The 23,173-nt window shown below is 70.3% G+C and carries 18 protein-coding genes and 2 tRNA genes; 13 read left to right on the forward strand and 7 right to left on the reverse strand.

All coding sequences use genetic code 11. The features are described 5' to 3' along the window. Window positions 1-79 precede the first annotated feature (79 nt). Both O1R50_RS16945 and O1R50_RS16950 read left to right on the forward strand, forming a co-directional pair. Window positions 80-490 (forward strand): hypothetical protein, encoded by a 411-nt coding sequence (locus O1R50_RS16945; RefSeq protein WP_270111306.1) that lies wholly within the window; start codon window positions 80-82, stop codon window positions 488-490. 351 nt (window positions 491-841) lie between these two features. Continuing rightward, complete coding sequence (locus tag O1R50_RS16950; protein ID WP_270111308.1) at window positions 842-1,816, forward strand: chaplin family protein; 975 nt, start codon at window positions 842-844, stop codon at window positions 1,814-1,816. Window positions 1,817-2,013: 197 nt separating this feature from the next. Here the strand turns inward: O1R50_RS16950 and O1R50_RS16955 are convergent, their stop codons facing one another. Both O1R50_RS16955 and O1R50_RS16960 read right to left on the reverse strand, forming a co-directional pair. Continuing rightward, window positions 2,014-2,523, reverse strand: a complete 510-nt coding sequence (locus O1R50_RS16955; protein WP_270111309.1) for an SRPBCC domain-containing protein — start codon at window positions 2,521-2,523, stop codon at window positions 2,014-2,016. Next, window positions 2,520-5,075 (reverse strand): Hsp70 family protein, encoded by a 2,556-nt coding sequence (locus tag O1R50_RS16960; RefSeq protein WP_270111311.1) that lies wholly within the window; start codon window positions 5,073-5,075, stop codon window positions 2,520-2,522. The genes O1R50_RS16955 and O1R50_RS16960 overlap by 4 nt, the downstream gene beginning before the upstream one ends. Window positions 5,076-5,207: 132 nt before the next feature. Between O1R50_RS16960 and O1R50_RS16965 the strand changes: the two genes are divergently transcribed. After that, window positions 5,208-8,300 (forward strand): glycoside hydrolase family 3 C-terminal domain-containing protein, encoded by a 3,093-nt coding sequence (locus O1R50_RS16965; RefSeq protein ID WP_270111313.1) that lies wholly within the window; start codon window positions 5,208-5,210, stop codon window positions 8,298-8,300. 210 nt (window positions 8,301-8,510) lie between these two features. Here the strand turns inward: O1R50_RS16965 and O1R50_RS16970 are convergent, their stop codons facing one another. Further along, window positions 8,511-8,864, reverse strand: a complete 354-nt coding sequence (locus O1R50_RS16970; protein WP_270111314.1) for a hypothetical protein — start codon at window positions 8,862-8,864, stop codon at window positions 8,511-8,513. Between the two features lie 377 nt (window positions 8,865-9,241). Here O1R50_RS16970 and O1R50_RS16975 point away from each other — a divergent pair, with 377 nt between their 5' ends. Together O1R50_RS16975 and O1R50_RS16980 are read left to right on the forward strand one after the other, a co-directional pair. Then, window positions 9,242-10,642 (forward strand): hypothetical protein, encoded by a 1,401-nt coding sequence (locus O1R50_RS16975; protein WP_270111315.1) that lies wholly within the window; start codon window positions 9,242-9,244, stop codon window positions 10,640-10,642. Then, window positions 10,639-11,022: a hypothetical protein gene (locus tag O1R50_RS16980; protein WP_270111316.1), complete on the forward strand. Its 384-nt coding sequence runs from the start codon at window positions 10,639-10,641 to the stop codon at window positions 11,020-11,022. Before O1R50_RS16975 ends, O1R50_RS16980 begins: the two co-directional genes overlap by 4 nt. A 1,296-nt stretch (window positions 11,023-12,318) precedes the next feature. Here O1R50_RS16980 and O1R50_RS16985 read toward each other — a convergent pair. Together O1R50_RS16985 and O1R50_RS16990 are read right to left on the reverse strand one after the other, a co-directional pair. Next, the gene (locus O1R50_RS16985) at window positions 12,319-13,200 is read right to left on the reverse strand and encodes an NUDIX hydrolase (RefSeq protein WP_270111317.1); all 882 of its coding nucleotides are present in this window, start codon (window positions 13,198-13,200) and stop codon (window positions 12,319-12,321) included. After that, window positions 13,197-15,245, reverse strand: coding sequence for an RNA degradosome polyphosphate kinase (locus O1R50_RS16990; protein ID WP_270111318.1), 2,049 nt, complete (start codon window positions 15,243-15,245; stop codon window positions 13,197-13,199). The genes O1R50_RS16985 and O1R50_RS16990 overlap by 4 nt, the downstream gene beginning before the upstream one ends. A gap of 304 nt (window positions 15,246-15,549) precedes the next feature. Here O1R50_RS16990 and O1R50_RS16995 point away from each other — a divergent pair, with 304 nt between their 5' ends. Beyond that, window positions 15,550-15,876: a hypothetical protein gene (locus O1R50_RS16995; protein ID WP_270111320.1), complete on the forward strand. Its 327-nt coding sequence runs from the start codon at window positions 15,550-15,552 to the stop codon at window positions 15,874-15,876. A gap of 63 nt (window positions 15,877-15,939) precedes the next feature. On the opposite strand, the gene O1R50_RS17000 is transcribed toward O1R50_RS16995, so the two are convergent. Then, a tRNA-Asp gene (locus tag O1R50_RS17000) sits at window positions 15,940-16,014 on the reverse strand. A 90-nt stretch (window positions 16,015-16,104) separates the two neighbouring features. Beyond that, window positions 16,105-16,177, reverse strand: a tRNA-Glu gene (locus tag O1R50_RS17005). A 217-nt stretch (window positions 16,178-16,394) separates the two neighbouring features. Between O1R50_RS17005 and pheA the strand changes: the two genes are divergently transcribed. From pheA to O1R50_RS17040, 7 genes are all read left to right on the forward strand, one after another. Next, entirely contained in the window at window positions 16,395-17,312 is a 918-nt protein-coding gene (pheA, locus tag O1R50_RS17010; RefSeq protein WP_270111321.1) for a prephenate dehydratase, read from the forward strand. 36 nt (window positions 17,313-17,348) lie between these two features. Next, window positions 17,349-17,972 carry a GOLPH3/VPS74 family protein gene (locus O1R50_RS17015; protein ID WP_270111322.1) on the forward strand — a complete coding sequence of 208 codons (624 nt, stop codon included), beginning with the start codon at window positions 17,349-17,351 and terminating at the stop codon, window positions 17,970-17,972. Between the two features lie 51 nt (window positions 17,973-18,023). After that, on the forward strand, window positions 18,024-18,719 hold the full coding sequence (locus O1R50_RS17020) for an ArsR/SmtB family transcription factor (protein WP_270111323.1): 696 nt from the start codon (window positions 18,024-18,026) through the stop codon (window positions 18,717-18,719). Window positions 18,720-18,838: 119 nt separating this feature from the next. Beyond that, on the forward strand, window positions 18,839-20,104 hold the full coding sequence (locus O1R50_RS17025; protein WP_270111324.1) for an MFS transporter: 1,266 nt from the start codon (window positions 18,839-18,841) through the stop codon (window positions 20,102-20,104). Window positions 20,105-20,298: 194 nt separating this feature from the next. Continuing rightward, complete coding sequence (locus tag O1R50_RS17030; RefSeq protein WP_270111325.1) at window positions 20,299-21,345, forward strand: ABC transporter substrate-binding protein; 1,047 nt, start codon at window positions 20,299-20,301, stop codon at window positions 21,343-21,345. Beyond that, window positions 21,342-22,397: a FecCD family ABC transporter permease gene (locus tag O1R50_RS17035; protein WP_270111326.1), complete on the forward strand. Its 1,056-nt coding sequence runs from the start codon at window positions 21,342-21,344 to the stop codon at window positions 22,395-22,397. The genes O1R50_RS17030 and O1R50_RS17035 overlap by 4 nt, the downstream gene beginning before the upstream one ends. Further along, window positions 22,394-23,155 (forward strand): ABC transporter ATP-binding protein, encoded by a 762-nt coding sequence (locus tag O1R50_RS17040; RefSeq protein ID WP_270111328.1) that lies wholly within the window; start codon window positions 22,394-22,396, stop codon window positions 23,153-23,155. The genes O1R50_RS17035 and O1R50_RS17040 overlap by 4 nt, the downstream gene beginning before the upstream one ends. The last annotated feature ends 18 nt before the right edge of the window (window positions 23,156-23,173 follow it).

Consider the following 23,173-nt stretch of genomic DNA (forward strand, 5'->3'; position numbering starts at 1 on the left):
CGGCGGTCGATCCGCGCTGCTTTCCCAGCCGTCGACCAGTGTCCGTGCGGTACGGAGAAAGGCAACGAAGCAGATGAAAATGCGCACTGTGCGTACGGCGGGCCTCGTCGGAGGACTCGCTACGGGGGCTCTGCTGCTCGCCGGAACGGCGGCCCAGGCCGCCGACACCGAGGTCCCGGAATCGACCGGCGACCTCGTGATGGCGACTCCGGAAGCCCTCGGGGGGCTCCCGGTCTCGCCCGACGCCGTGACCGGCCTGGCCGGTGGCGTCACGGACCAGGCCCCCGGCCTGAGCGCCGTGGACTCGATCCCCGGTGCGAACGCCCTGGTGCCGTCCGGTCCCGACGTGGAGGCCAAGGGCGACATCGTCACCGACAGGGCCGCCGACGAGGTCAAGGACCAGACCGACCAGGTGGCACCCGCGGGCAGCCAGGTCGACGACCTGCTCTCGGGCCTCGGCGGCGGCCTTCCGGTGCCGCTGCCCTTCTAAGGCTGCAACACCCCCGCGGCGCGCGCTTCCGCCAGGCGCGCCGTGGACCACGGTCGAGCAGTGGGGCCCGTCAGGGTCCGAACGCGAGCGGCAGCGCGAGTCCGCGGCGGTGCACAGCCGCGGCTCGCGAGCCGTCCGCGAGGCGTCTGGCAAGGCGCCGACCGGCCCGGACGGCCCCACCGACCGGGCAAGGAAAGAAAACCGCAAGGCACAACTCTCCCGGTTTCAAAGCACCTCGTCCGACCGCAGGACCCAGCCTGCCCGGACGCGAACAAGCTTTCGGAACCACGGAGCTTCACGGGGGATACGTGATGGAACAGCAAGAACCATTTCCCTGAAAGGTGAAACTTCGTGAATAACTCATGGGCACGCAAGACCGCGCAGACCGGCCTGGTCGCGACGGGGGTCGTCCTCGTCGCCGGTGCCGGCACCGCCCAGGCCTACGGCCCTGACGTCACCACGCAGGACCAGGTCGGCGCGGTGTCGGGCAACCAGGTCGTCGCGCCGGTCCAAGCGCCCGTCAACATCTGCGGCGTTGCCGCGGCCGTCCACGGGACCGCCTCCGCCGGCTGCGAGGGCGGCGCTGACGCCGACTACGACGGCGCGGGCGACCTGACCACCCAGGACAACACCGGTCTCGGCAACGGCAACCAGACGTTCGCCCCGGTGCAGGCCCCCACCGACATCAGCGGCATCGCCTCTGCCGTCGGCGGCGCGGCCGACAGCTGGTCCACCGGCGGCTCGCACGCCGACGTCGAGTCCGGCACCGCCGGGTCAAGCAGGGCCGAATCCGACACGCTCACCCAGAGCAACCACGGCGCGCTGTCCGGCAACCAGCTGCTCGCGCCGGTCCAGGCCCCGATCAACACCTGCGGCAACGCGATCGCCGTCGGCGGTTCGTCCACCGCCGGGTGCGAGGGGGGCGCCGACGCCGACTACTCGGGCGCGGGCGACCTGACCACCCAGGACAACGTGGGCCTCGGCAACGGCAACCAGGTGTTCGCCCCGATTCAGACTCCGGTCAACGTGTGCGGCAACTCCGTCGCGATCCTCGGCTCCGCCAGCGCCTCGTGCGACGGCGGCTCCGACGCCGAGGTCCCCGGCGGGCACGACCACCACGACAGCCACAAGGAGCTCTCGACCACCGAGGCCTCCAACGTGGACGTCAACGAGGAAGGGCTCCCGGCCGTTCCCGGTCTCGACTCCGTGAGCGGCGCGACCGGCGGTCTGCCGCTCGTCGGCGGCCTCGTCGGCAACACCACCTCCGAAGGTGTTGCGGACTCGGTCGCGGGCGTCGGCGAGCTCGCGGGCGCGGGCGTTCTCTAACGCGCGAACGGCCCGCGTCGTCGCAGCGCGGGCCGCTCTTTCCACATCAAGGGATACCTGAACGGGGGGGCCCGGCGCGGGGGGCGGCCGGGGCGGGGGGGGGGGGGGGGGGGGGGGGCGGGGGCGGCGCGGGGGGGCCCTCTACACCACCCACCCGGCACCCGCGCGGGGGGCCCCCCGCCCCCCGCCCCCCCGTCTCAGTCGTCGAGGGTCTTGAGGCGCGCTTCGAGCGCCGAGTTCATCGAGTTGAAGCCCTGCTCGGTGTCGGCCAGGAGCGACTTCATGAGCGGCACCAGGACGCCGGTGAACCGCTCGCCGTGGGTGAGGACCGTGGTGCCGTCGGCCTGCGGTTCGAGCACGAGGTAGTGCTCGCCGTCGAGGAGTCCGCCCGGGCCGAGCCTCCCGAGCCAGCGGATCTGCCGGGCCGGGGAGACGCGCAGCACACGCGGCCTGAACCGGTTGGTCTTGCCGTTCGGCTGCAGGATGGCCGCTTCGAGTCGTTCGTCCTCGGCGAGGAGCCCGGAGATCTCGGTGATGAACGGGTTCCACTCGCCGTAGGCCGGGAAGTCGGTGAGGACCGCCCACACCCGGTTGGCGCGCGCGTCGAGGTGCACCGCGGTCTCGATCCGCTGCTCCTGGCCGATCGCCCACAGGCCGTACGCGGTGGCGGCGGCGATGATCGCGGCCGCGATGACGAAGAAGATCAATTCCCCAGACTCCAGAATCGGATGTTGCCTCGGTCGTCGCCGGTCACCGCGAACTGGCGGTCCTCGACCGTGACCTGCACCAATTCGGTGGGCAGCTCGTCCTCGGCTTCGAAGTAAACGGTATCCGATCCTTCGAGGCTCTGCGCCTGGGCGGAGCCCTCCGAGTCGATCAGGAGCAGCGACGCCCCGGAGGCGGTGTCCACGACCTCGAAGTGGTACTCGTCGTTGGGGTCGCTGTAGGCGATGGGAGCGAACGAGGGCACCCAGTCGTCGAGGTCCCAGAAGTGCAGCATCCCGTCGCCGCCGTACGCCATCGCGTGCGGCGTGCCCGAGTAGTAGACGACGCCGAACCCCTCGACGGAGTTCCCCTCCCAGTCATCGGAGCTGACAGCCATGCCGTCGGCGGCGCCGCTGTACATGTCGATCGAATCCAGGTGCCGCTCCGAGTCGAAGGCGACCAGGGCCGTGTAGTCCCAGGTGACCGAGGTGAAGAACCGCATATAGGCGTAGCCGTCGGGGACCGGGTAACGGGCGATCGTGCTCTGGTCCTCGAGGTCGTAGACCTCGAACTCCGTATCGCTCACCAGGGTCAGCACGGGCGTGCCGCCGTCGGTGCCGGTGCGGAAGTAGGCGACCTCCATGCCCTCGTCGACCATCTCGGGGACGCCCGCGGGGTCGAAGACCATGCTCGAAGGGCTCCACACGTAAGGCTCGAAGTCGGCGCCGATGGCGACCATGATCGGCTCGCCGGACGAGTTCCTGGCCGCCCACAGCTCCCTGACGTTCGATTCGAGCCAGTACTCCTCCTGCAGCTCGCCCGATGACAGGTCCCACAGCTCGATGGAGCCGTCCGCGCCGTTCGAGAACAGCAGCGGCTGGCCGCCGTTGTCGAGGAACGCCAGCGATTCGACCGTGCCGTCGTGCGTGCCCTCGATGCTGGCGAGCAGCGTGCCCGCGTCGGCCTCGGACCAGTTCGGTTCGAAGGCACTGACCGCGGGCATCTGGTCGCCGCCGCTGTCGTAGAACGAGTCCTCGTCCTCGCCGCGGTTCGGATTGAAGTACCAGACCAGGCCCGCGATGATGAGGATGTCGACGAGGACGAACGCGATGATCCCGCGGCGGCCGATCTTCTTGGCGCGCTGGCGCTCCTCCTCGGTGCGCGGCGGTTCGGCGTCGGCGTCGTCGGCTTCGACCGAGTGCGGCGGCGTGTACTGCGCGGCGCGCGTCTGCGGCGGCAGGTCGTGCTGGGTCGGGCTCGGTTCCGGCTGCGGCGCGGCGGGTGTGGTCCAGTCCTCCTGAGGGGACGGTGTGTACGGCGACACGGGCTGGTAGGTCGGCGCGGTCTGCGGCGGGGCCTGCATCGCGGGCGCGGTCTGCGGCGAGGGCGGCGCGAGGTTCGCGATCGCAGGGGTGAGCGGCGCGGCCGGGCTGTAGCCCTGCTGCGGCGTCCGGTGGATCGGGAACGTGGTGGTGTGCTGCCCGGCCTGCGTCCACAGGACGCTGCCCTCGGCGACGACCACCTCGGGCTGGTCGAGCACGGTGGGCGCCAAGCCGAGCGAGCGGTGGAGCATGGTGCCCACCAGCGGCATCCGGCTCGCGCCGCCCACGAGGAACACGCCCGCGCTGGCGGCCACGTCGAGCCCCGCGGCGCGGATGACGGCCTGGGTGACGCGGATGGTCTGCTCGAGGTGCGGGTAGGCGATCTGCTCGAGTTCGGTGCGCGTCAGGTGGGCTTCGACATCGAGGAGCGGGATCGAGATGTCCGACTGCTGGTGGCGCGAGAGGCGCTCCTTGGCGCCGCGCACCTCCTCCTGGAACTCGCGGAAGTACCGCCGTTCCTCCACCGTGGTGGGGTTGACGAGGCGCTTCCAGCCCTCGCGGTCGCCGTAGGTCGTGCCGAGGTGCTCGATGAGGGCGGCGTCGATGTCCAAGCCGCCCAAGTCGTTCCGGCCGTCGAGAGCGACCGTGGTGAACCCGTGCTCGGTGCGGCGCACGACGCTCGCGTCGAACGTGCCCGCGCCGAGGTCGTAGACCACGATGGAGGCGCCGACGGCCATCCGGTGCTTGAGCGCCTCCGCGTAGTACGTGGCGGCGGCGACCGGTTCGGGCACGAGCCGCACCTGGCCGAGGCCGGAGCGAGCGGCGGCGTCCTCGATCACCTGGCGGCGGGCGGGCCCCCATTCGGCGGGCACGGTCAGCGTGACCTGGGAGGGCTGGCCGACGACGCGGCGGCATTCCGCGGCGACGGCGTCCAGGACCGCCGCGATGAGGTCGGGGATCGCGTATTCGCGCGCGCCCAGCAGGGTCGAGGGCCGGTCGATGAGGCGCTTGGGGTTCGGTTCGAAGCGCTCGGGGTGGCGGCGGCCCGCGTGGACGGCGTCGCGGCCCACGAGGAGCCCGCCGTCGGCGTCGGCGCATACCGCCGAGGGCATCAGCGGCGCCCCGTCGAACAGCAGGGGACGCAGGCTCCCGTCAGCGCGGCGGACGACCGCGATGGTGTGCGAGGTGCCGAAATCGACGCCGAGTGAAGTTCCTTGGGGGCCGGGGCTCATGAGAGGAATCGTAACGAACGGGCGGGGGAGCGGTCGCCCAGCGCGGACGCGGGCGATCCGGGATACCGACTTGAATTTGTCTGGTCGTCCGTCGTAATGTCTTGGGTACAGACTCCGACCGATAGGACGAGCATGACCGCTCCCGTGTACCTCGACCCGACCAGGCCAGTCGCCGAACGCGTGGAGGCGATCCTCGCACTCATGACGGACGAGCAGAAGCTCGCGTGCCTCAACGGCGTGCCCGAGACCGTCCTCGCCGACGGCAACACCCTCCCCGGGCTCACCAACGAGTTCAACGAGGTCCTGCACAGCTCCGGCAAGAAGCCCGACGCCACGTTCTTCCCGCAGGCCATCGGCCTCGGCGCGACCTGGGACACCGAGCTCATGGAGGCCATCGGCGCCGCGGTCGCCCACGAGGTGCGCGCCCGCGACACCGACGTGTACGCCTCGTTCGGCCCGGTCGCCGACATCCGCTCCAACCCGCTCGCCGGGCGCTTCGAGGAGGGCTTCGGCGAGGACCCCCTCCACGTCGGCGCCATGACCACCGCGTACGCCTGGGGCCTGCGCGGGCGCCACCCCGAGTACGTCAAGACCTTCACGCAGAAGAAGCACTTCCTCGGGTACAACCACGAGTGGCACCGCTCGCAGAGCTCCGCGTCCATGAGCGTGCGCGCCTACCACGAGTACCAGGTCGTGCCCTACCGGATGCCGGTCGAAGCGGGCGCGGTGCTGGGCGCGATGACCGCCTACAACCTCGTCAACGGCGTGCCCTCGATCATCTCGCCGATCATGGAGACCCTGCGCTCCGAATGGGCCGAGGACGGCGTGTTCTTCTTCCTGCCCGACGGCTGGGACGGCGTCAACCTGCACACCACCAAGGGCGAGCCGTGGGACACCTGGGAGGTCGACCCGCGCGGCGACGTGCCCTACCCGACCGCCCTCGCCGCGGAGGAGGGCCGCGCGATCGACGCCGACGAGAACGGCGTCTACGCCTCGGCGCTGATGCTCCTCGCCGGCGTCAGCCACTTCCACGACGGCTCCGAGCTGCCGTTCGTCCCGAACGCCGGCGAAGCCGTGCGCCGCGGACTCCTCGGCGTCAATATGTCCCATGTGGACCGATCGGTGCGCGACTGGCTGCACTTCCTCGTCCGCACCGGCAAACTCGACGGCGACGCCTGCGAGTACAACCTGATCCCGGCCGACCCGCACCCGCAGGACCGGCCCGAGCACATCGCCCTCGCCCACCGCGCCGCCCGCGAACAGCTCGTGCTGCTCAAGAACGACCAGGCTGCCCTGCCGATCCCGGAGACCGCGAGCATCGCCGTCGTCGGCCCGCTCGCCGACCTCAACCTCCGCGACTTCTACAGCCCCACCGTCCCCGCCGATCGCCGCCCCAGCCCGCTCCAGGCCCTGCGCGAGCGCTTCGCGAACGTCACCCACCACAGCGGCAACGACACCCTCGCCTGGCGCGCCGACGGACGCTACGTCACTGTCGCCGACGACGGGTCGCTCGTCGCCCGCGCCGAGGGCATCGGCGCGACCGAGACGTTCGAGGCCTGGGACTGGGCGCACGAGCAGCACATGTTCCGCCACACCGCCACCGGCAGGTTCGTGCAGGCGAACCTGTTGCAGCAGAACGACGGCCCGGCCACGTTCGAGAACCAGGCCGGCGCCACCGGCGGCGGCGGACCGCTCCTCGTCGCCGTCGAGACCGAGATGGAGGACGGCGACGCCTGGTTCACCCACCAGAACCTCCACTACCGCCCCGCCGCGGGAGACGCCGCCGACGGCGACGTCGAGCTGTTCGGCGTCAACCACGTTCCCGCCGAAGCGGACGGCCCGTACCACGTGCGCCTTGCCGCCGACGGCACGCTGCCGCTCACCAAGGGCGACGCCGACCCGATCCTCACCGAAACGCTCTGGGAGAACGGCCCCGAAGCCGCCGCAGCGGTCGCGGCCGAAGCGGACTGGGCCGTCGTCCTGGTCGGCAACCACCCGATGGTCAACGCCCGCGAATGCTTCGACCGCCCCGGACTCGACCTCGCCCCGCGCCAGGCCGACCTCGTCCGCGAAGTCGCCGCCGCCAAGCCCGGCCGCACCGTCGTCGTCGTGGTCTCCGCCTACCCCTTGGCCATCGGCGACCTTGCCGCCGACCCCAACGTCGCCGCGATCCTCTACACCTCCCACGCCGGGCAGGCCGTCGGCGCCGCGCTCGCCGAGGCCCTGGCGGGCGACTTCTCGCCGGCCGGGCGGCTCACCTCGACCTGGCTCGCGGACACGTCCTCGCTCCCGAAGGCGGGCCCCAGGTCCGAGGCGTTCCGGGTCAGCGACGTCGACATGCTCGAATACGACGTCATCAGCGCCGGCCTCACCTACCAGTACTCGAAGGCCGAGCCGGTCTTCGGCTTCGGACACGGCCTGAGCTACACCGAGTTCGAATACGGCGCCCTCGAAGTGCCCGCCGCGGTGGACGCCGACGCGCCGTTCACCGCCGCCGTCGACGTCACCAACAAGGGCGAGCGGACCTCCGACGATGTCGTGCTCCTCTTCGCGAGGATCGCTGAATCGGCCTACGGCGACCGGATCGCCGGGACCCGCCTCGCGGGCTTCGTCCGCGCCAAGGACATCGCGCCCGGCGAGACCCGCCGCGTCGAGATCGAGGTCGACCCGCAGCACCTCTTCGTCTGGGACGTGGTGAGCGGCAAGCGGATCGTCGAGACCGGCGACTACCTCTTCGGCGTCGGCACCGACAGCGAGGGCCCCGAGGCCCAGGTGCGCATCCAGGGCGAGACCATCGCCCCGCTCGACCTCTCCCAGACCGCCAACGTCTGGGAGAAGGCCACCATCGCCGAGGGCCTCACCTACTGGGAGGTCTCGAAGCTCCACACCCTCAAGCGCGAGGGCGGCTACCACTCCACCGGCTCACGCCGGGCCGGGAGCCACGTGGGCTTCACCAACGCGATCCTCGACGGCGCCAAGGCCATCGAACTGCGCACCGCCACCACTACCGCGGACTGGACCGACCTCGCCGACCCCGTCATCGAGGTCCGCGCCGGCTCGGCCGACGGCCGTCTCCTCGCCGAAGTCGAGGTCCCCAAGACCGCCGGCTTCCAGTCCTTCACCAACGTCACCGCCCCGCTCGACGGCGCGACCGGCACGCAAGACCTCTACCTGGTCTTCCGCACCGGAGGCATCTACATCGACACCATCCGCCTGGCCCGCTAGGCGACAGAAAAGGAGGTGCCGGGGCCGACAGGCCCGGCACCTCCTTCAGCTTTTTCGGTTACTCCTCGAGCGACACAGTCGCGTCGCTGTCGCTGCGACCTTGCGCAAAGAATCTCTGCAACCCCTGATGGACCCAGAGGCTGAGCTGATGCGGGTCGTTGCAGAGCTCGATTTCATCTTCCGATGCATCTAGGAAGCCCTCATACGCCATCAGAGCAAATGCGCGGGTGAAGTCCAACTGCCCCTGCGCCCGCTGTCGCCGTATTCGGAGTGGTACGGGCGGGCTTGCGTGCGCATGAGTTCCTCCAGCATTCGGGCGGGCTCGTCTTCCAGGTCGTCGGGGCAGACGAGCACCAGCTCGGTTGGCAGCCGGCGGTCCTCGAAAGCCCGGGTCATATAGCCCGGCAACCGGAAGTGCTTCTCGACCTTCCATTTGTTCTGGGTTTCGGCACCTATGCAGACGGTGAACCGGCTGTCGTTGTCAGCGAGGTCCATCAGCCAAGCCGCCGTCAGCGGCTCGTCTTGTAGGACCTGCACGATGAGTTCGTGCGCATCTCCTGGCATCGGGGGGAGTCCCTTCGTTTCGTGGTTCTCCTGTGAAACGAGTGGGTGAAAACCGGAGACGTGCAGGTGTCGGAAAACCGACAGTATGCCGTTCGAATAGGCGTGGTTGTTCGAAGACTTCTAGACGCTTTCGTATGTGACGGCGTGTCGCGCTTGCACTTTGCGAAAATCCTGTGCCAGCCTGAACTCACGTGCGAATCGCGCGTCGAACAACCAACTGAATATGGCCGGTGGGCCGCCCTTCCAGTCGCTAAACAGATCGGCGGCCCACCTTTCATCCAACGGAAGGAAGCCCTCCGATGGCAGAGTCCACCCTACGCGAAAACAGGCGTGGCGCAACTCATCAACTCACGGCACACCGGAACCAGGCGCGGGCGATGGTCCTGGTCCAGGACCCGTTCTACCGGCACGACTCCCTCGGCCCCGGTGCGCCGCTGCGCGAGATCACTGGTCTGAGTGACCAGGCCGGGTACTACGACTGGGCCGGTCGACGGCTCTTCCTCGCGGACGGCGAGCCGGACCCGATGTGCCCTGGCGCGTACCGGTACCAGCACAACCCGGCGTGCTGCGACCTCGAAGCACCCGACTCCGACCCGCGCAGCCCGCGCTATGAGCCGATGCACCTGCGCCACAAGCCAGGCGACACGTGGATCATCGATGCGAACCGGCCCTACGACCCGTTCGACCCGGGCCCGTACGGCTCCCGGGGGTGGTACAAGGACGAGCGGACCGGCCGCCACCGCAGGGACGAAACTCCGGACCCGCTCCCCGCCGAAGGCTGGACGCCACCCCGGGGCGCGTGGTTCCCCGGCACCCCGGAATGGCCTGAGCCCGAAGCGCCGCAAGCGGAGTCGGCACGGCCGGTCGAACGGTCCGAGGGCGACCAAGGCGACGAGCCGCCGCGTGACACCGATCAGCGGGGCGGTTCGGATCGGCAGCCGCCGTGGGGCCGGCGCGGACGTCCGGTCCCGTCCGAACCCGAGGAGGAGCCCGAAGGGGCGCCGCGGCCTTGGGGTGTCCGGACCGGCCGCCCGGACCCGGGCCCAGATGCGCCGCCGCGTACTGCGCGGCAGTTCTGGAACCACGCTGGGCACGACTCCGGCCCGGGGGATGCGGGTTGGATCAGCGGCCACGGCGGCACCCGAAACGACCGCCATGATCCCGAGCGAAGTGACGGCCAAGGCAGCGCGGATACCGGCGAGTACCAGTTCTCCAAGCTTCGTGAAGACGCCTTCGACCGCTTCATCGCCAACTCCGCCCAACTGCGGGCCGCGCACTTCGCCCCGCAAGAGCCCTACTTGCGCGAGCGCGCGGTGTGGGTCCTGCGCTGGCTGACATGGGTCCTCGCCCTCGGCCTGGTTCCCATGCCCGCACCACTGGTCATCCGCCAGTGTGAGGCTGAACCGGTTGCGCGGCAGCCGATCCCGACTCAACCCGGCCCCGTGACCCGTCTCAGGGAAGACGAGTCAACGGACAGCAGCCCAGCGCACGGACCCTGGCCTGGGGCGGCGCTCGCCGCTGCCGTCGCCGGTGCTCGCATCGCACGCAGGGTCATCGCTGAACGGGAGACGCGTTCCAGTGTCGATCTTGCTGCGGCCGTTCGGGACAGCGCCAGCCGCGCGAACGCAGTCCACTGGCGGACCGCGCCCCAGCAGAATCGGCCCCGCCCCGTCCCCCGCCCGAACCCCGGCGCCTACATGACCGTATGGGAACACGCCTTCGACTCCGGCCAGACGTTCATCCTCGGCACCGGCCCCGGGTTGGGGGCGACCGCATGATCCCCGACCGATACACCACCCGCCGCATTCGCGCCCGCTACATCCAAGCGCTGCAAGCGATCCCGCTCCCGGTCCGCCGCACCGACCCTCCGGATGCAATCCTGCCGATCGACCTCTCCGGACTCCCGATCCTCGCCACCGAAGCCATCGGTGAACGCCTCGTGCAGTACTCACTCGTCGTCGGCCAGACGCGCTTCCGTCTGACCTTCACCGACACCCACCCGGCCCTGATCGGCCACGTCATCAACCTCGAGGCACCGAGGCCGCGACTCGTCATCTCCGAGCCCCTCCACACCGAATGGGCCCTCGCCAACGAACTCGCACTCACCGCGCACGCGACCCGAATCTGGAAGGACCGCACCAGAGCCTGCAATCGCTGACCGCCGAGACGAAGGCAGGTGCCGACGGGTGAACGCGTTCAGGTCGGCACAAGTCGACCGACTTGCCGCCTCGATCGGGTTGAGGTTCAAGCAATCAGCGACGAAGAGGCGGGTGGAGGGGCGGGCTCGAGTGCTGGGCGGCGGGTGTGATGGGGGTGGGCGACACACCCGACCGCGGGGTCCGGAAGTTGTTTTTTGCATTGGGGCGCAGGTGGGTTGGGGCGGAACATGAAGGTCTTCTCGTCTTGTGGGTGATGACAACCCGATGCTGCGTGAGGGATGATTGATGTACGCACAGGGATACGGAAAACGTACAGGTGGCAAGTAGGTGCAAGCAGACTACGCCAAGCCTCTGGCCGAAACCCAAACCGGATGATTTTCCGAGCCTCGTCAGCTCAGTCTCTTCGTGCTATCGGGTTCCACAGCGGACCACGGCCCTTTGGGGGCGTGCTGGGTGGGAGATCGTTGGTCGGGATCACCTCGGCCGCGGCAGTGTCCGGAACGAGGCACATCAGTAAGACCGCCAGCATGAGCGGTGATGACGGCCGGGCGATTGAAGGACCCGGGCTACCCATCACCCACCATGCCGGGCAACGCAACATCCTCGCACCCATCATGTTGGCGTGCAAGGGAACCATCATCACACCCGGGCGCTGCAATGCGGTCGACGGGGCGGGTTCGCTCCAGGACGACACCCCGGAAGAGAAGGAACGGAGAAGCGCGACAGGCGATCGGCCGCATCGGCGGGCCGGTTCGCAAGACGCATAAGCCCGCCAGGGAACGGTGCCTCGCGCCCGGCAGGCGAGCCGCACGATCACGCCCGGCGTGGCCGTGCCCCGAGGATGGACTCCAGTGAGAGGGAAAGGAGGTGAAAGGACCATGACGGCCCCCATCATGCCCGTGCGGCGACCGTGCAAGAGCGTGCGCGACTGCGCGCCGACCGCGACAGTTCCCCCTACCCGCCCAGCGGCAATGACCCACCGGCCGCCGATCGCCCTCCGACGAGTGAGCACCCTTCGACCGTTGATCGCGCTGCCAGGCCACATCTGCCCGGGCTCGCCAACGAGGAGGGACCAGGCCCCGGCTGCCACCTCGGGGACGGCATCGCACCGGGAGTTCAGCCTTCGCCGCGCCGTCGCCGATCGCTCGAACCGCGGCTGAAGCCAGCGGGCGGGATCAAGGCACGCCCCGGTCCCACCCTCTCGTCGCGGATCGCTCGAACCGCGACTGAAGCCCGCCGACAGGAGAAAAAGGCACGGCCTGGCCCCACCCCTGCATCGTGGGCTCGCGCGGCGGTCAGTCGTGGTGTTCGGTCGCCACTACTTCGCCGTTGGCGGCGTGGAAGACGACGAAGGAGCCTTTGTCCAAGGCGCCCACGGGGATCGTGGTGCCGAGGCGGCCGCTGGCGTAGGCGATCATCTCGTCGATGTGCTCGCCGTGGCCGCAGATCACGGCCGGTTCGCCGGCCTCCAGGATCTCGTCGAGGCGCGCGCTGGCCTCGGCGGGCTTGCTGGTGCCCAGGGTGAACTCGGGCAGGCCGTGGACCGGGACGCCCTCGGCGGCGCAGTACGGCAGCAGCGTCTCCATGCAGCGCGCGCTCGAAGCGCTGTAGGCCGCGCCCGGCGGGTAGGCGGCGAGCAGGACCTCGAGCTGCTGGGCGCGTTCACGGCCGCGCTGGTTCAAGGGCCGCAGCTCGTCCTGGTCGAACCAGTCCGCTTTGGACATGGCGACGGCGTGCCGGACGAAGATCAGCGGCACGGTCTCGCGTGCCAGGGCGCGGGAGAAGTCCGCCAGCACCGGTTGGTCGCGTTCGTAGGTGAGCCGGTCGGCGACGTCGGCGAGCGGCACCCATTCGAGGTCGTCGACCTCGCGCGGGTCCACCGCCTCGTCGACGGTGTCGTCCGATGCCGGTGTGGCGCACCAGTAGTCGACCCGCTTGAGCTTGCCCTCCTTGTCGTAGAAGGAGGGCGCGAGCGGGCGGCCGAGCACCGGGCGGATGCCGGTCTCCTCGAAGACCTCCCGCTGCGCGGCCGCGAGCAGGTGCTCGCCGCGCTTCAGCTTGCCCTTCGGGAAGGTCCAGTCGCCGTACTTGGGCCGGTGGATGAGGGCGAGTTCGGGGCCGTCCTCGCCTTCGCGCCACAGGACGGCGCCGGCGGCGAAGATCTCGGGTTGCGTCAACGGTGCTCCTGCATGAGTTGTTCCTGGAGGTCGCCCCCGCTCCGCTGCCGGGTCCACAGTCCCAGCGGGCCGAGCCTCCAGGTCCGGATGTCGTCGTCCATACCGCGGTCGAGCAGCGAGGTCAGCTGCGCGCGGTGGGCGTCACCCTCGACTCGCACGAGCACCTCGACCCGGCGGTCGAGATTGCGGTGCATGAGGTCCGCGCTGCCCAACCATACTTCCGGGTCGCCGCCGTTCTCGAACACGTACACCCGAGAGTGTTCCAGGAAGCGCCCGAGGACGCTCCTGACCCGGATGGTCTCCGACAAGCCGGGCACGCCGGGGCGCAGGGCGCAGATGCCGCGGAGGAACAGGTCGATGGGCACACCGGCCCGGGAGGCCCGGTACAGGGCGTCGATGATGCCCTCGTCGGTGAGCGAGTTGCACTTGAACCGGATCCGCGCGGGCAGGCCCTTGCGGTGGTTCTCGATCTCGCGCTCGATCCGCTCGATGAGGCCGGGCCGCAGGGTGTGCGGGGCGACGAGCAGCCGGTGGAAGTCCTCGTCGCGGGAGAAGCCGGTGAGGTGGTTGAAGATGGCGTTGACGTCCTCGCCGACCTCGGGGTCGGTGGTGAGGAGCCCGACGTCCTCGTACAGCCGCGCGGTGGTCGGGTGGTAGTTGCCGGTGCCGACATGGCTGTAGCGCAGCAGCGTCCCGTCGGTCTCCTGGCGCACGACCAGCGCGAGCTTGCAGTGGGTCTTGAGGCCCACGATGCCGTACATGACGTGGCAGCCGGCCTGCTCGAGCTTCTGCGCCCAGTCGATGTTGGCCTGTTCGTCGAAGCGGGCCTTGATCTCGACGACGACGACGACCTGCTTGCCGGCGTCGGCGGCGCTGATGAGCGCGTCGACGATGGGGGACTTGCCGCTGGTGCGGTACAGGGTCTGCTTGATGGCGAGGACCTTCGGGTCCGCGGCGGCCTCCTCGATGAGCCGCTCGACCGAGGCGGTGAACGAGTCGTAGGGGTGGTGCACGAGGACGTCGCGGTCGCGCATGACTGCGAACAGGTCGGCGTCGGGCGGCAGCACCTTCTCCGAGGGACGGAACCGCGGGTACTTCATCTCGGTGCGGTCGAGGTCGGCGATGGCGTCGAGCCCGGCGAGGTCGAGCGGGCCGGGCAGCTTGTAGACGACCTGCTCGTCGACGCCGAGCTCGGCGATGAGCCGGTCGAGGACCTTGGGGTCGATCGTGTCCTCGACCTCGAGGCGCACGACGGGTCCGAAGCGGCGGCGCAGCAGTTCGCGCTCGAGGGTCTGGAGGAGGTTCTCGGTGATGTCCTCGTCGATCTCGAGGTCCTGGTTGCGGGTGACGCGGAAGGTGTGGTGCCCGAGGACGTCCATGCCGGGGAACAGCTGCGCGAGGTGGGCGGCGATGACGTCCTCGAGCGGCGTGAACCGGCCGGGCGCGACGGCCATGAAGCGCGAGAGCAGCGGCGGGACCTTGACGCGGGCGAAGCGGGTGGTGCCGTTGCGGGGGTCGTGGACCTGGACGGCGAGGTTGAGGGACTTGCCGGAGATGTAGGGGAAGGGGTGGGCGGGGTCGACGACGAGCGGGGTGAGCACGGGGTAGATGCGGGTGCGGAACAGCTCGTGCATGCGGGCCTGCTCGGCGTCCTCGAGGTCGGCCCAGCGGACGATCGCGATGTCCTCCTTGGCGAGGAGCGGGGCGATCTCGTCGCGGAAGTACTCGGCGTGCTCGATGCTCAGCTGGTGAGCGAGGCCGGCGATGCGGGTGAGGACGGCGTGGGGCGAGCGGCCCGAGGAGGTGCGCACCGGCAGGCCGGTGGCGAGGCGGCGGATGAGCCCGGCGACGCGGACCATGAAGAACTCGTCGAGGTTGTTGGAGAAGATCGAGAGGAACCTGACCCGTTCGAGGAGGGGCAGCTCGGGGGACTGGGCCAGGCGCAGCACCCGGCCGTTGAACCGCAGCCAGCTCTCCTCGCGGTCGAGGAACCGGTCGGGCGGCAAACCGGTGTCAACGAGGGGAACAGGGTCACTATTCGTCATACATCACAAGGTTAACGAAGAAAGTGAACCCACGGTGAACGCGCTTTGAAATTCACTCGCGATCATCGAATCACCGTACGTGACCAAAGTGGATCCGGTACGTGCCGGGACCCTTCCGCCAGCCCCTGGCCGGTCTTGACCAGGCGTGAATCGGACGCGGCGGGGCGCTTCGCGGCAGCCCCGCCAGCCGGAGGCCGAAAGTGTCCTCCAGGTTGCGCGCTCGGGGCGCCGCGGCCCGCGGTACCGCCGATTACCCGGCGCCGGGGCGGGGTAAACCGCGATCATGGCCGGAGAGGAGGTCGCGATGTCCGACGAGAACGCGGCGTACACGCAGGGCGAGGACGAGCCGTTCGGCTTCATCGACGACGATGAGGAGGAGGGTGAGGAAGTGGAAGAGGACATCCTCGACGCCGACGACTACGCGGAGGCGGACCGGTTCGGCATGACGCCTCAGGAGGAGGGCCGCGGCACGCCGCTGGGCTTGGAGCTGTCGGCCGAAGAGGCGGAAGTCTGGGCCGCCGAGGGCGACGGTCCGGGCCCGGGCGATCCGATCTCGGACGAACCGGCCGTACCCGAGGGCCCCGACGGCGAGGAGCCGCCTCCCGACGAACCCGCCCCGCCTCGGCCGTGACCGAGGCGGCCTCAGTGAGGCGACGAAAAAGCCCGCCGACGAATCGGCGGGCTTTTCTCTATGCGGTCCCGACGGGATTTGAACCCGCGACCTCCACCTTGACAGGGTGGCGAGCACTCCTAGCTGCTCTACGGGACCTTGGTCGAACACTTGCGTGTCCTACAAGGCCGTAAGACCTCTTTATTTATACCAGCCGCCCGCCGTGTGACCGGCGCCGCGTCTGGGCTGTACCCCCAACGGGATTCGAACCCGTGTTACCGCCTTGAAAGGGCGGCGTCCTAGGCCCCTAGACGATGGGGGCGCTCAGTGATCCTGGCACACGACTGCGAGAGTCGCATTCCGATTTCTCTGGGCTTACCACCGCGGAATTCCGCTTGGGCTCGACAAGCATACGGGACAGAGCGGAGTCCGTCCACGGCGGGTCGCCTATGAGACCGCCGTCTCATCCGTATCGAACGGCGCCAGGACGGAAGCGCTGCTCGCGGGCCCTGCCGGGCCGCTCTTGCTAGCGTTGGCCCATGGAGTTCGCCTATCTGGGACCGCGCGGGACCTTCACCGAGGCCGCCCTGCGCCGGCTGCCCGCCGCCAAGACCGCCACCGCCACACCGATGTCCTCGATCCCCGAGGTCCTCGACGCCGTGCGCCGCGGCGAGGTCGACGCGGGCTTCGTGCCGATCGAGAACTCCCAGGAGGGCACGGTCACCGTCACGGTGGACGAGCTCGTCGGCGGCGACCCGCTCGTCATCGCCGGAGAGATCGTCCTCCCGGTCACCATGGTGCTCGCCTCACACAAGGCTCCCGACGCGATCGCCACCGTCGCCTCCCACCCGCACGCCCTCGCCCAGACCCGCGGCTACCTGCGCCGGGAGCTGCCGAACGCCGTGGTCCACCAGGCGCTCTCGACCGCCCAGGCCGCCCAGCGGGTCGCCGACGGCGAGTTCGACGCGGCCGTCTGCGCCCCGTTCACCGCCGAAGCGGTCGGACTTCCAGTGCAGGCCTTCAACATCGGTGACAACCCCAGCGCCGTGACCCGGTTCGTGCACGTCGTGCGCCCCGCCGCGCCGCCCGAGCCGACCGGGAACGACATCACCTCCCTCGTCGTCTACATCGAGCACGACCAGGTCGGCGCGCTGCTCAACGTGCTCACCGAACTGGCGATCCGGGGCATCAACCTCACCCGGATCGAGTCGCGCCCGACCGGCGAGGCGCTGGGCCGGTACGCGTTCTTCCTCGACTGCACCGGGCACCTCGCCGACGCCCGCATGGGCGAAGCGCTCATGGGTCTGCGCCGCATCTGCGCCGACGTCCGCTACCTCGGCTCTTACCCGCGCGACAACGCCGACCGGCCCGTCCAGCCCCCGCAGGGGCTGAGCGACGCCGCCTTCTCCGACGCCGCGGCCTGGCTCGACAGCCTGCGCGGCACCGGGAACGCGTGACCCGCGCCGCGAGCGGGACCCGCCTACGCTGAAGGCATGTCCACACTGCGCGAAGAGCTGGCGCTGCTCTCGTACGAAAGCGCGAACGGCCGCGCCAGCACGTACCTCGACTTGGGCCTCGGCGGCGCGGTGCTCTACGAGCTCGCGCTCGCCGGGCGCATCGGCCTGGACGGCAAGAAGGTCCGCGTCCTCGACCCGACCTCCACGGGCGATCCCGTCCTCGACGCCCGCCTCGCCGCGATCGCCGCGGACAAGCCGCGTTCGCCCCATGCGGTGGTCGAGCGGACCGCGAAGGGCCTCTTGCCGACCGTGCGCGACGGCCTCGTCGCCTCCGGCGCACTGCGCCACGAACGCACGAAGTCGCTGCGGATCTTCACCGTCAACCGATACCGGTCGAGCGATCGAAACGCGACGGCCGACGCCCGCACCCGCCTCGCCTCCGCCGCCCGGAACGGCCGCGCCTTCGACGAGCGCACGCAGGCGCTCCTGTCGCTCGTCGCCGCCGTCCGACTCGAGAAGTCGCTCTTCCCCGACCGCCAGACCCGGCCGTCCCGCAAGGAGATCAAGGCGTTCGCGGAGGCCCACTGGGTCGGCACGGCGACACGCCGGGCGGTCGCCAACCGCGACGGCGCCAACGCCGCGGCCACCTCCAGCGGCTAGTTCCGAGCGGTCGTCGCCGCGGCCCGCGCCGGGCCGTGGTTAGCTTGACCCATGTCTGAAACACCTGCTTCGGGTCCCGACGCGGCCCTCTCGGGGCCCGCCGTGCCGACCCCGCCGGCACCGCCCGAGCCGCCGACCCCGTCGCGGTTCACGGGCAAGGAGCACGAGAAGATCACCGACCCCGAGCGGATGAAGGCGCTCGCGCACCCCGCCCGCATGGCCGTCTTCGACTTCCTCGCCGGGCAGCGGGTCGCGGGCTTCGAAGGGGCCACGGCGACCGAGATCGCCGAGGTCGCGGGCATGACGCCGAGCGCGATGAGCTACCACCTGCGGACCCTCGCGAAAGCCGGGTTCATCGAAGAGGCCCCGAGCCGGGGCGACGCGCGGGAGCGCCTGTGGCGCATGAAGATCCAGAGCTTCTCGATCAGGGCCGAGGACGACGCGTCGGAGAGCGACAAGGTCATCGAGCGCACCATGGGCGCGGTGTTCGTCGAGCAGCACGACCGCAACTTCCTGCGTTGGCTCGACCAGCGGTTCGACGTGGACCCCGCGCTGCGGGACGCGTCGCTGACGCAGCAGGCGCACCTGCGGCTCACCGTGGAGGAGGCGGCGGAGTTCAGCCGCCGCTACCAGGAGCTGGAGCAGGAGTACGCGGAACGCACCCGGAAGCGGGCGGACCAGGGCCCGGATCCCGAGGACGGCACGGTGGTCTTCAACGTCCTGTTCCGGTTCTTCCCGAGGATCTGAGTCTTCCTGGAACCGCCTGGGCGGCTTGCGGATCGGGCCGTCCGAAGTTCTGAAAGAAAAACTTCGAAATTTCTGAAAAACCTCTTTCGCATCTCGATGTGAAAGAGTAATTTCGAAGCATGTCTTTCACATCCTTCCTCGACGGGACCCGATGGTCCGACGTCCAGACCGCCGCGCTCTGCGCGTTCCTCGCCGGAACCGCCATGTTCACGGCCGACTTCGCCCTCACCCTCCAACTCCAGTCCGAGGGCTACGGCGGCTTCGCCATCGCCGCGCTCATCATCTGCGCGACCCTGCCCCTGGTCCTCCTCGCACCGCTCACCGGGCGCATGGCCGACCGCTTCGACAGCCGCGCGCTGATGGCCCTCTCCGGCCTCGTCCAGACCGCCGCGATCGTCGCCATGGCGTTCACCGGCAACCTCTACGGCCTCTACGGACTCGTCATCGTGAACGCCGCGGGGACGGCGGTCCTGCAACCGGTCGTGAGCGCGCTCGTCCCGGCAATGGTCCGCAACGAGGATCTGCCCCGCGCGGTCGCCCTGGTCCAGACCGGCAGCCTCGTCGGCCTCGCCGCAGGGCCCGCCGTCGCCGGATTCCTCATCGGCGCGAACGGCGTCGGCGCGGCGCTCATGCTCGCCGCGGCGTGCGCGCTGGCGCGAGTGCTCCTGTGCTGCGACATCCGCACCCGCCGCGGCGGGGTCCGCCGGGAGGCCGCAGTCTCGGGTGGGAAGGCCGCCGCCCCTTGGAAACTGGGCGGCGACCGGCTCCTCGCGGTGGTGGTCACGGCCTTCTGCGCGGTGATCGGGGCGCTGTGCGCGGTGAACGTCCTGAGCGTGTTCCTGATCCGGGAGGTCTACGACGCGACCGAGAGCATGTACGGGCTCATCAAGGCGTGCTGGACCGCGGGAATGGTCGTCGGCGCGTGGATCGCGGCCGCCGTCATCCGGCGCCTGGACCGCGACGTGCAGCTCGCCTGGATGGTCATGGCCTGCCTGGCCGGGGTCGGGCTGGTGTGCTTCGGGCAGGGTGTGCCGCTGTTCACGGTGCTGCTCATGGTGCCGCTCAACCTGCTCGGCGGGATCTTCAACGCCGGGGAGAACGCGGCTCTCGGCATCGCGGTGGCCCGCCGGGTCCCGGAGGCGTTCCGGGGCCGGGCGAACGCGGCGGTCAGCGGCCGTCTGAGCGCCGCCCAGCTGATCGGGTTCCTGCTCGGCGGGGCGATGTCCACGGTGATGGACGTGCAGGTCGCCTTTATCGCGGTCGGCCTGGTCTCGATCGCGATCGTGCTCGCCTGCCTCCCGGCGATCCGCCGCGCGGGCCGGGACGAGGAGGCCGGACTCCCGGCGCCCGCGCCTGAGCCCGAACTCGCCGCCGCCTCGGCATGAGCGCCGGGCGCCATGCGGCGGTGAGCGAGCGAGGTCCGAGCTGCGGTGATGCCATCAGGCATCCGCAGCCGCCGGGTGTGGCGCAAACCGCAAGTCTGCGAACGTTCCTCGCAAGTTAGTGGAGCCTAACCTAAGCTATCGCGCGCTAGGCGGTTCGAAAGGCCGCATTCACCGCACCCAGAAGGAACGCAACGATGAATGTCGGCCTGCGCGCGACCACTGCCGTCGCGACCGCCTCCCTGATGCTCGCGGCCCTCGCCGCCTGCGGCGCCTCCGAACCCGTGCCCGAGACGACCGCATCCGCCGGCGAAGGCGCGACGAGCTACCCGCTCACCGTCGGCAACTGCGGCCAGGAGACCACCTTCGACGCCGCCCCGCAGCGCGTCGTCTCCCTCGACCAGGGCTCGACCGAGATCCTCCTCTCCCTCGGCCTCGAAGACCGCATGGTCGGCACCGCCTCCTGGACCGACCCGGTCCGCGAGAACCTCGCCGACGCCAACGCCACGGTCACGAGACTCGCCGACGAGGCCCCCACCTACGAAGTCGTCCTCGGCGCCGACCCCGACTTCGTCACCGCCTCCTTCGGCCGCCACTTCGCCCAAGGCGGCGTCGCCGACCGCGACCGCTTCGCCGAGACCGGCATCGAGTCCTACCTCTCGCCCACCGACTGCGACGGCGACGTCAGCATCAACGGCGGCGGCACCCGCACCCAGCCCCTCACCTTCGACGCGCTCTACCAGGAGATCCGCGAACTCGCCCAGATCTTCGACGTCCCCAGCCGCGGCGAAGCCCTCGTCGCCGACCTCGAAGCCCGCCGCCAGGCCGCGCTCGAAGGCATCGAGGCCTCGGGCCTGACCGTCGCGTTCTGGTTCTCCGACCTGAAGACCCCCTACATCGCCGGCGGCCTCGGCGCGCCCGCCCTGCTCGCGGGTGAAGTCGGCGCCGAGAACGTGTTCGCCGACCTCGCCGACGACTGGCCCGCCACCACCTGGGAGGACTTCGTCGACCGCGACCCCGACGTCATCGTCATGGCCGACCTCAGCCGCGAGCGCTGGCCCGGGGACCAGGCCGCCGAGAAGATCGAGTTCCTCACCACCGACCCGGTCACCAAGGGCCTCACCGCGGTCGCCGAGGAGCGGTTCATCTCGCTGCACGGCGCCGAGATGAACCCGTCGATCCGGCTGGTGGACGGCCTCGAAGCCCTCGCCGAGGAGCTGCGGCCCGCCCAGGCCGCCGCGTGACGACCGAAACGGCGACGGCCGCGCCGACCGGGGGCGGGACGCGGCTGCGCTTCGCCGGGGTCGGCCTCGCGGCACTCGCGCTGCTGCTCGTCTCGATCGGCGCGGCCATCACGCTCGGACCCGCGGACGTGTCGCTGGTGAACGTACGCGACATCCTCCTCAACCACCTCGGCGGCGCCGACATCCCGGTGCGGGTCTCGAAAGAGGCGATCGTGTGGGAGGACCGCCTGCCGCGCGCCCTCGTCGCCGCCGCGTGCGGCGCCGGGCTCGGCCTGTGCGGCCTGATACTCCAATCGCTGCTGCGCAACCCGCTCGCCGACCCGTACGTCCTGGGCATCTCCTCCGGCGCCTCCTCGGGGGCGGTCGTCGTCGCGATCCTGGGCGTCGGCGCCGCCGGGCTCGGCATTCCCGGCGGTGCGTTCATCGGCTCGCTCGTCTCCTTCGCCGCGGTCCTGGCGATCGCGCGCCTCGCGGGCGGCGGCGACGACAAGCTCATCCTCGCCGGCATCGCGGTGACCCAGCTGTTCTCGGCCATCACCTCGTTCGTGATCTTCGCGTTCGCCGACTCCGACGCGACCCGCGGCGTCATGTTCTGGCTCCTCGGCTCGCTCGAAGGGGTCCGCTGGAACGGCGCCGCCCTGTGCGGCATCGCGGCGCTCGCCGGGACGCTGCTGTGCCTCGCACGCGCGCATGTCCTCGACGCCTTCGCGTTCGGCGACGACGTGGCCGCCTCGCTCGGCGTCCACGTCAAACGCGAACGCGCCGTACTCATCACCGCCGCCGCGCTCCTGACCGCGACGATGGTCAGCGTCGCCGGAGCGGTCGGGTTCGTCGGCCTCGTCCTCCCGCACGCCGCCCGGTTCCTCGCCGGCCCGCTCCACCTCCGGCTGGTGCCGGTCACCGCGCTCATCGGGGCGATCTTCATGGTGTGGGTCGACGCGGTCTCGCGGATCGCCTTCTCGCCCTCGCCGCTGCCGATCGGCGTCAGCACCGCGCTCGTCGGCGTGCCCGTGTTCATCGCGATCATGTACCGCCGCAGGAGGACCCTGTGACACTCCAGACCCGCGAGGTCGCCTGGAACCGGGGCGGCCGCCTCGTCGTCGACGGCATCACGCTCGACCCGCGCCCCGGCTCCACGGTCGGTCTCCTCGGCCCCAACGGCTCCGGCAAGTCCTCCCTCATCCGGCTGCTCTCCGGCGTCGCCAGGCCCTCCGCGGGGGTCGTCATGCTCGACGAGCGGTCGCTGACCGAGGTCCCGCGACGCGATGCCGCCCGCGCGATCGCCACCGTCACTCAGCACGCCGACACCACTGTGGATGTCACGGTGCGCGACATCGTCTGCCTGGGCCGCATTCCGCACCGCGGCGTGTTCGGCGGCGACCGGCAGGCCGACGCCGAGGCGGTGTCGGAAGCGTTGGAGCGCACCGGACTCACCGCGAAGGCGACGGAGTCCTGGCACCGCCTCTCCGGCGGCGAGCGCCAGCGTGTCCACATCGCCAGAGCGCTCGCCCAGCGGCCCCGGGAGCTGCTGCTCGACGAGCCGACCAACCACCTCGACATCCGGCACCAGCTCGACCTGCTGCGGCTCATCACCGAACTTCCGGTCACCACGGTGGTGGCGCTGCACGACCTCAACCTCGCGGCGATGTTCTGCGATGCGCTCCTGGTGCTGAAGGACGGTCGCGCCGTGGCTGCCGGACCGCCTGCGGAGGTGCTTTCGCCGGAGCTGATCACGGAAGTCTACGAGGTTGATGCGGCGGTGACCGTGGACCCGGGCACAGGTCGGCCGCAGATCGCGTTCACGATCTAGGGGCCGTGGCCCACGGCC

The sequence above is a fragment of the Glycomyces luteolus genome, assembly GCF_027622875.1.
In the GTDB taxonomy this organism is placed as follows: domain Bacteria; phylum Actinomycetota; class Actinomycetes; order Mycobacteriales; family Micromonosporaceae; genus Glycomyces; species Glycomyces luteolus.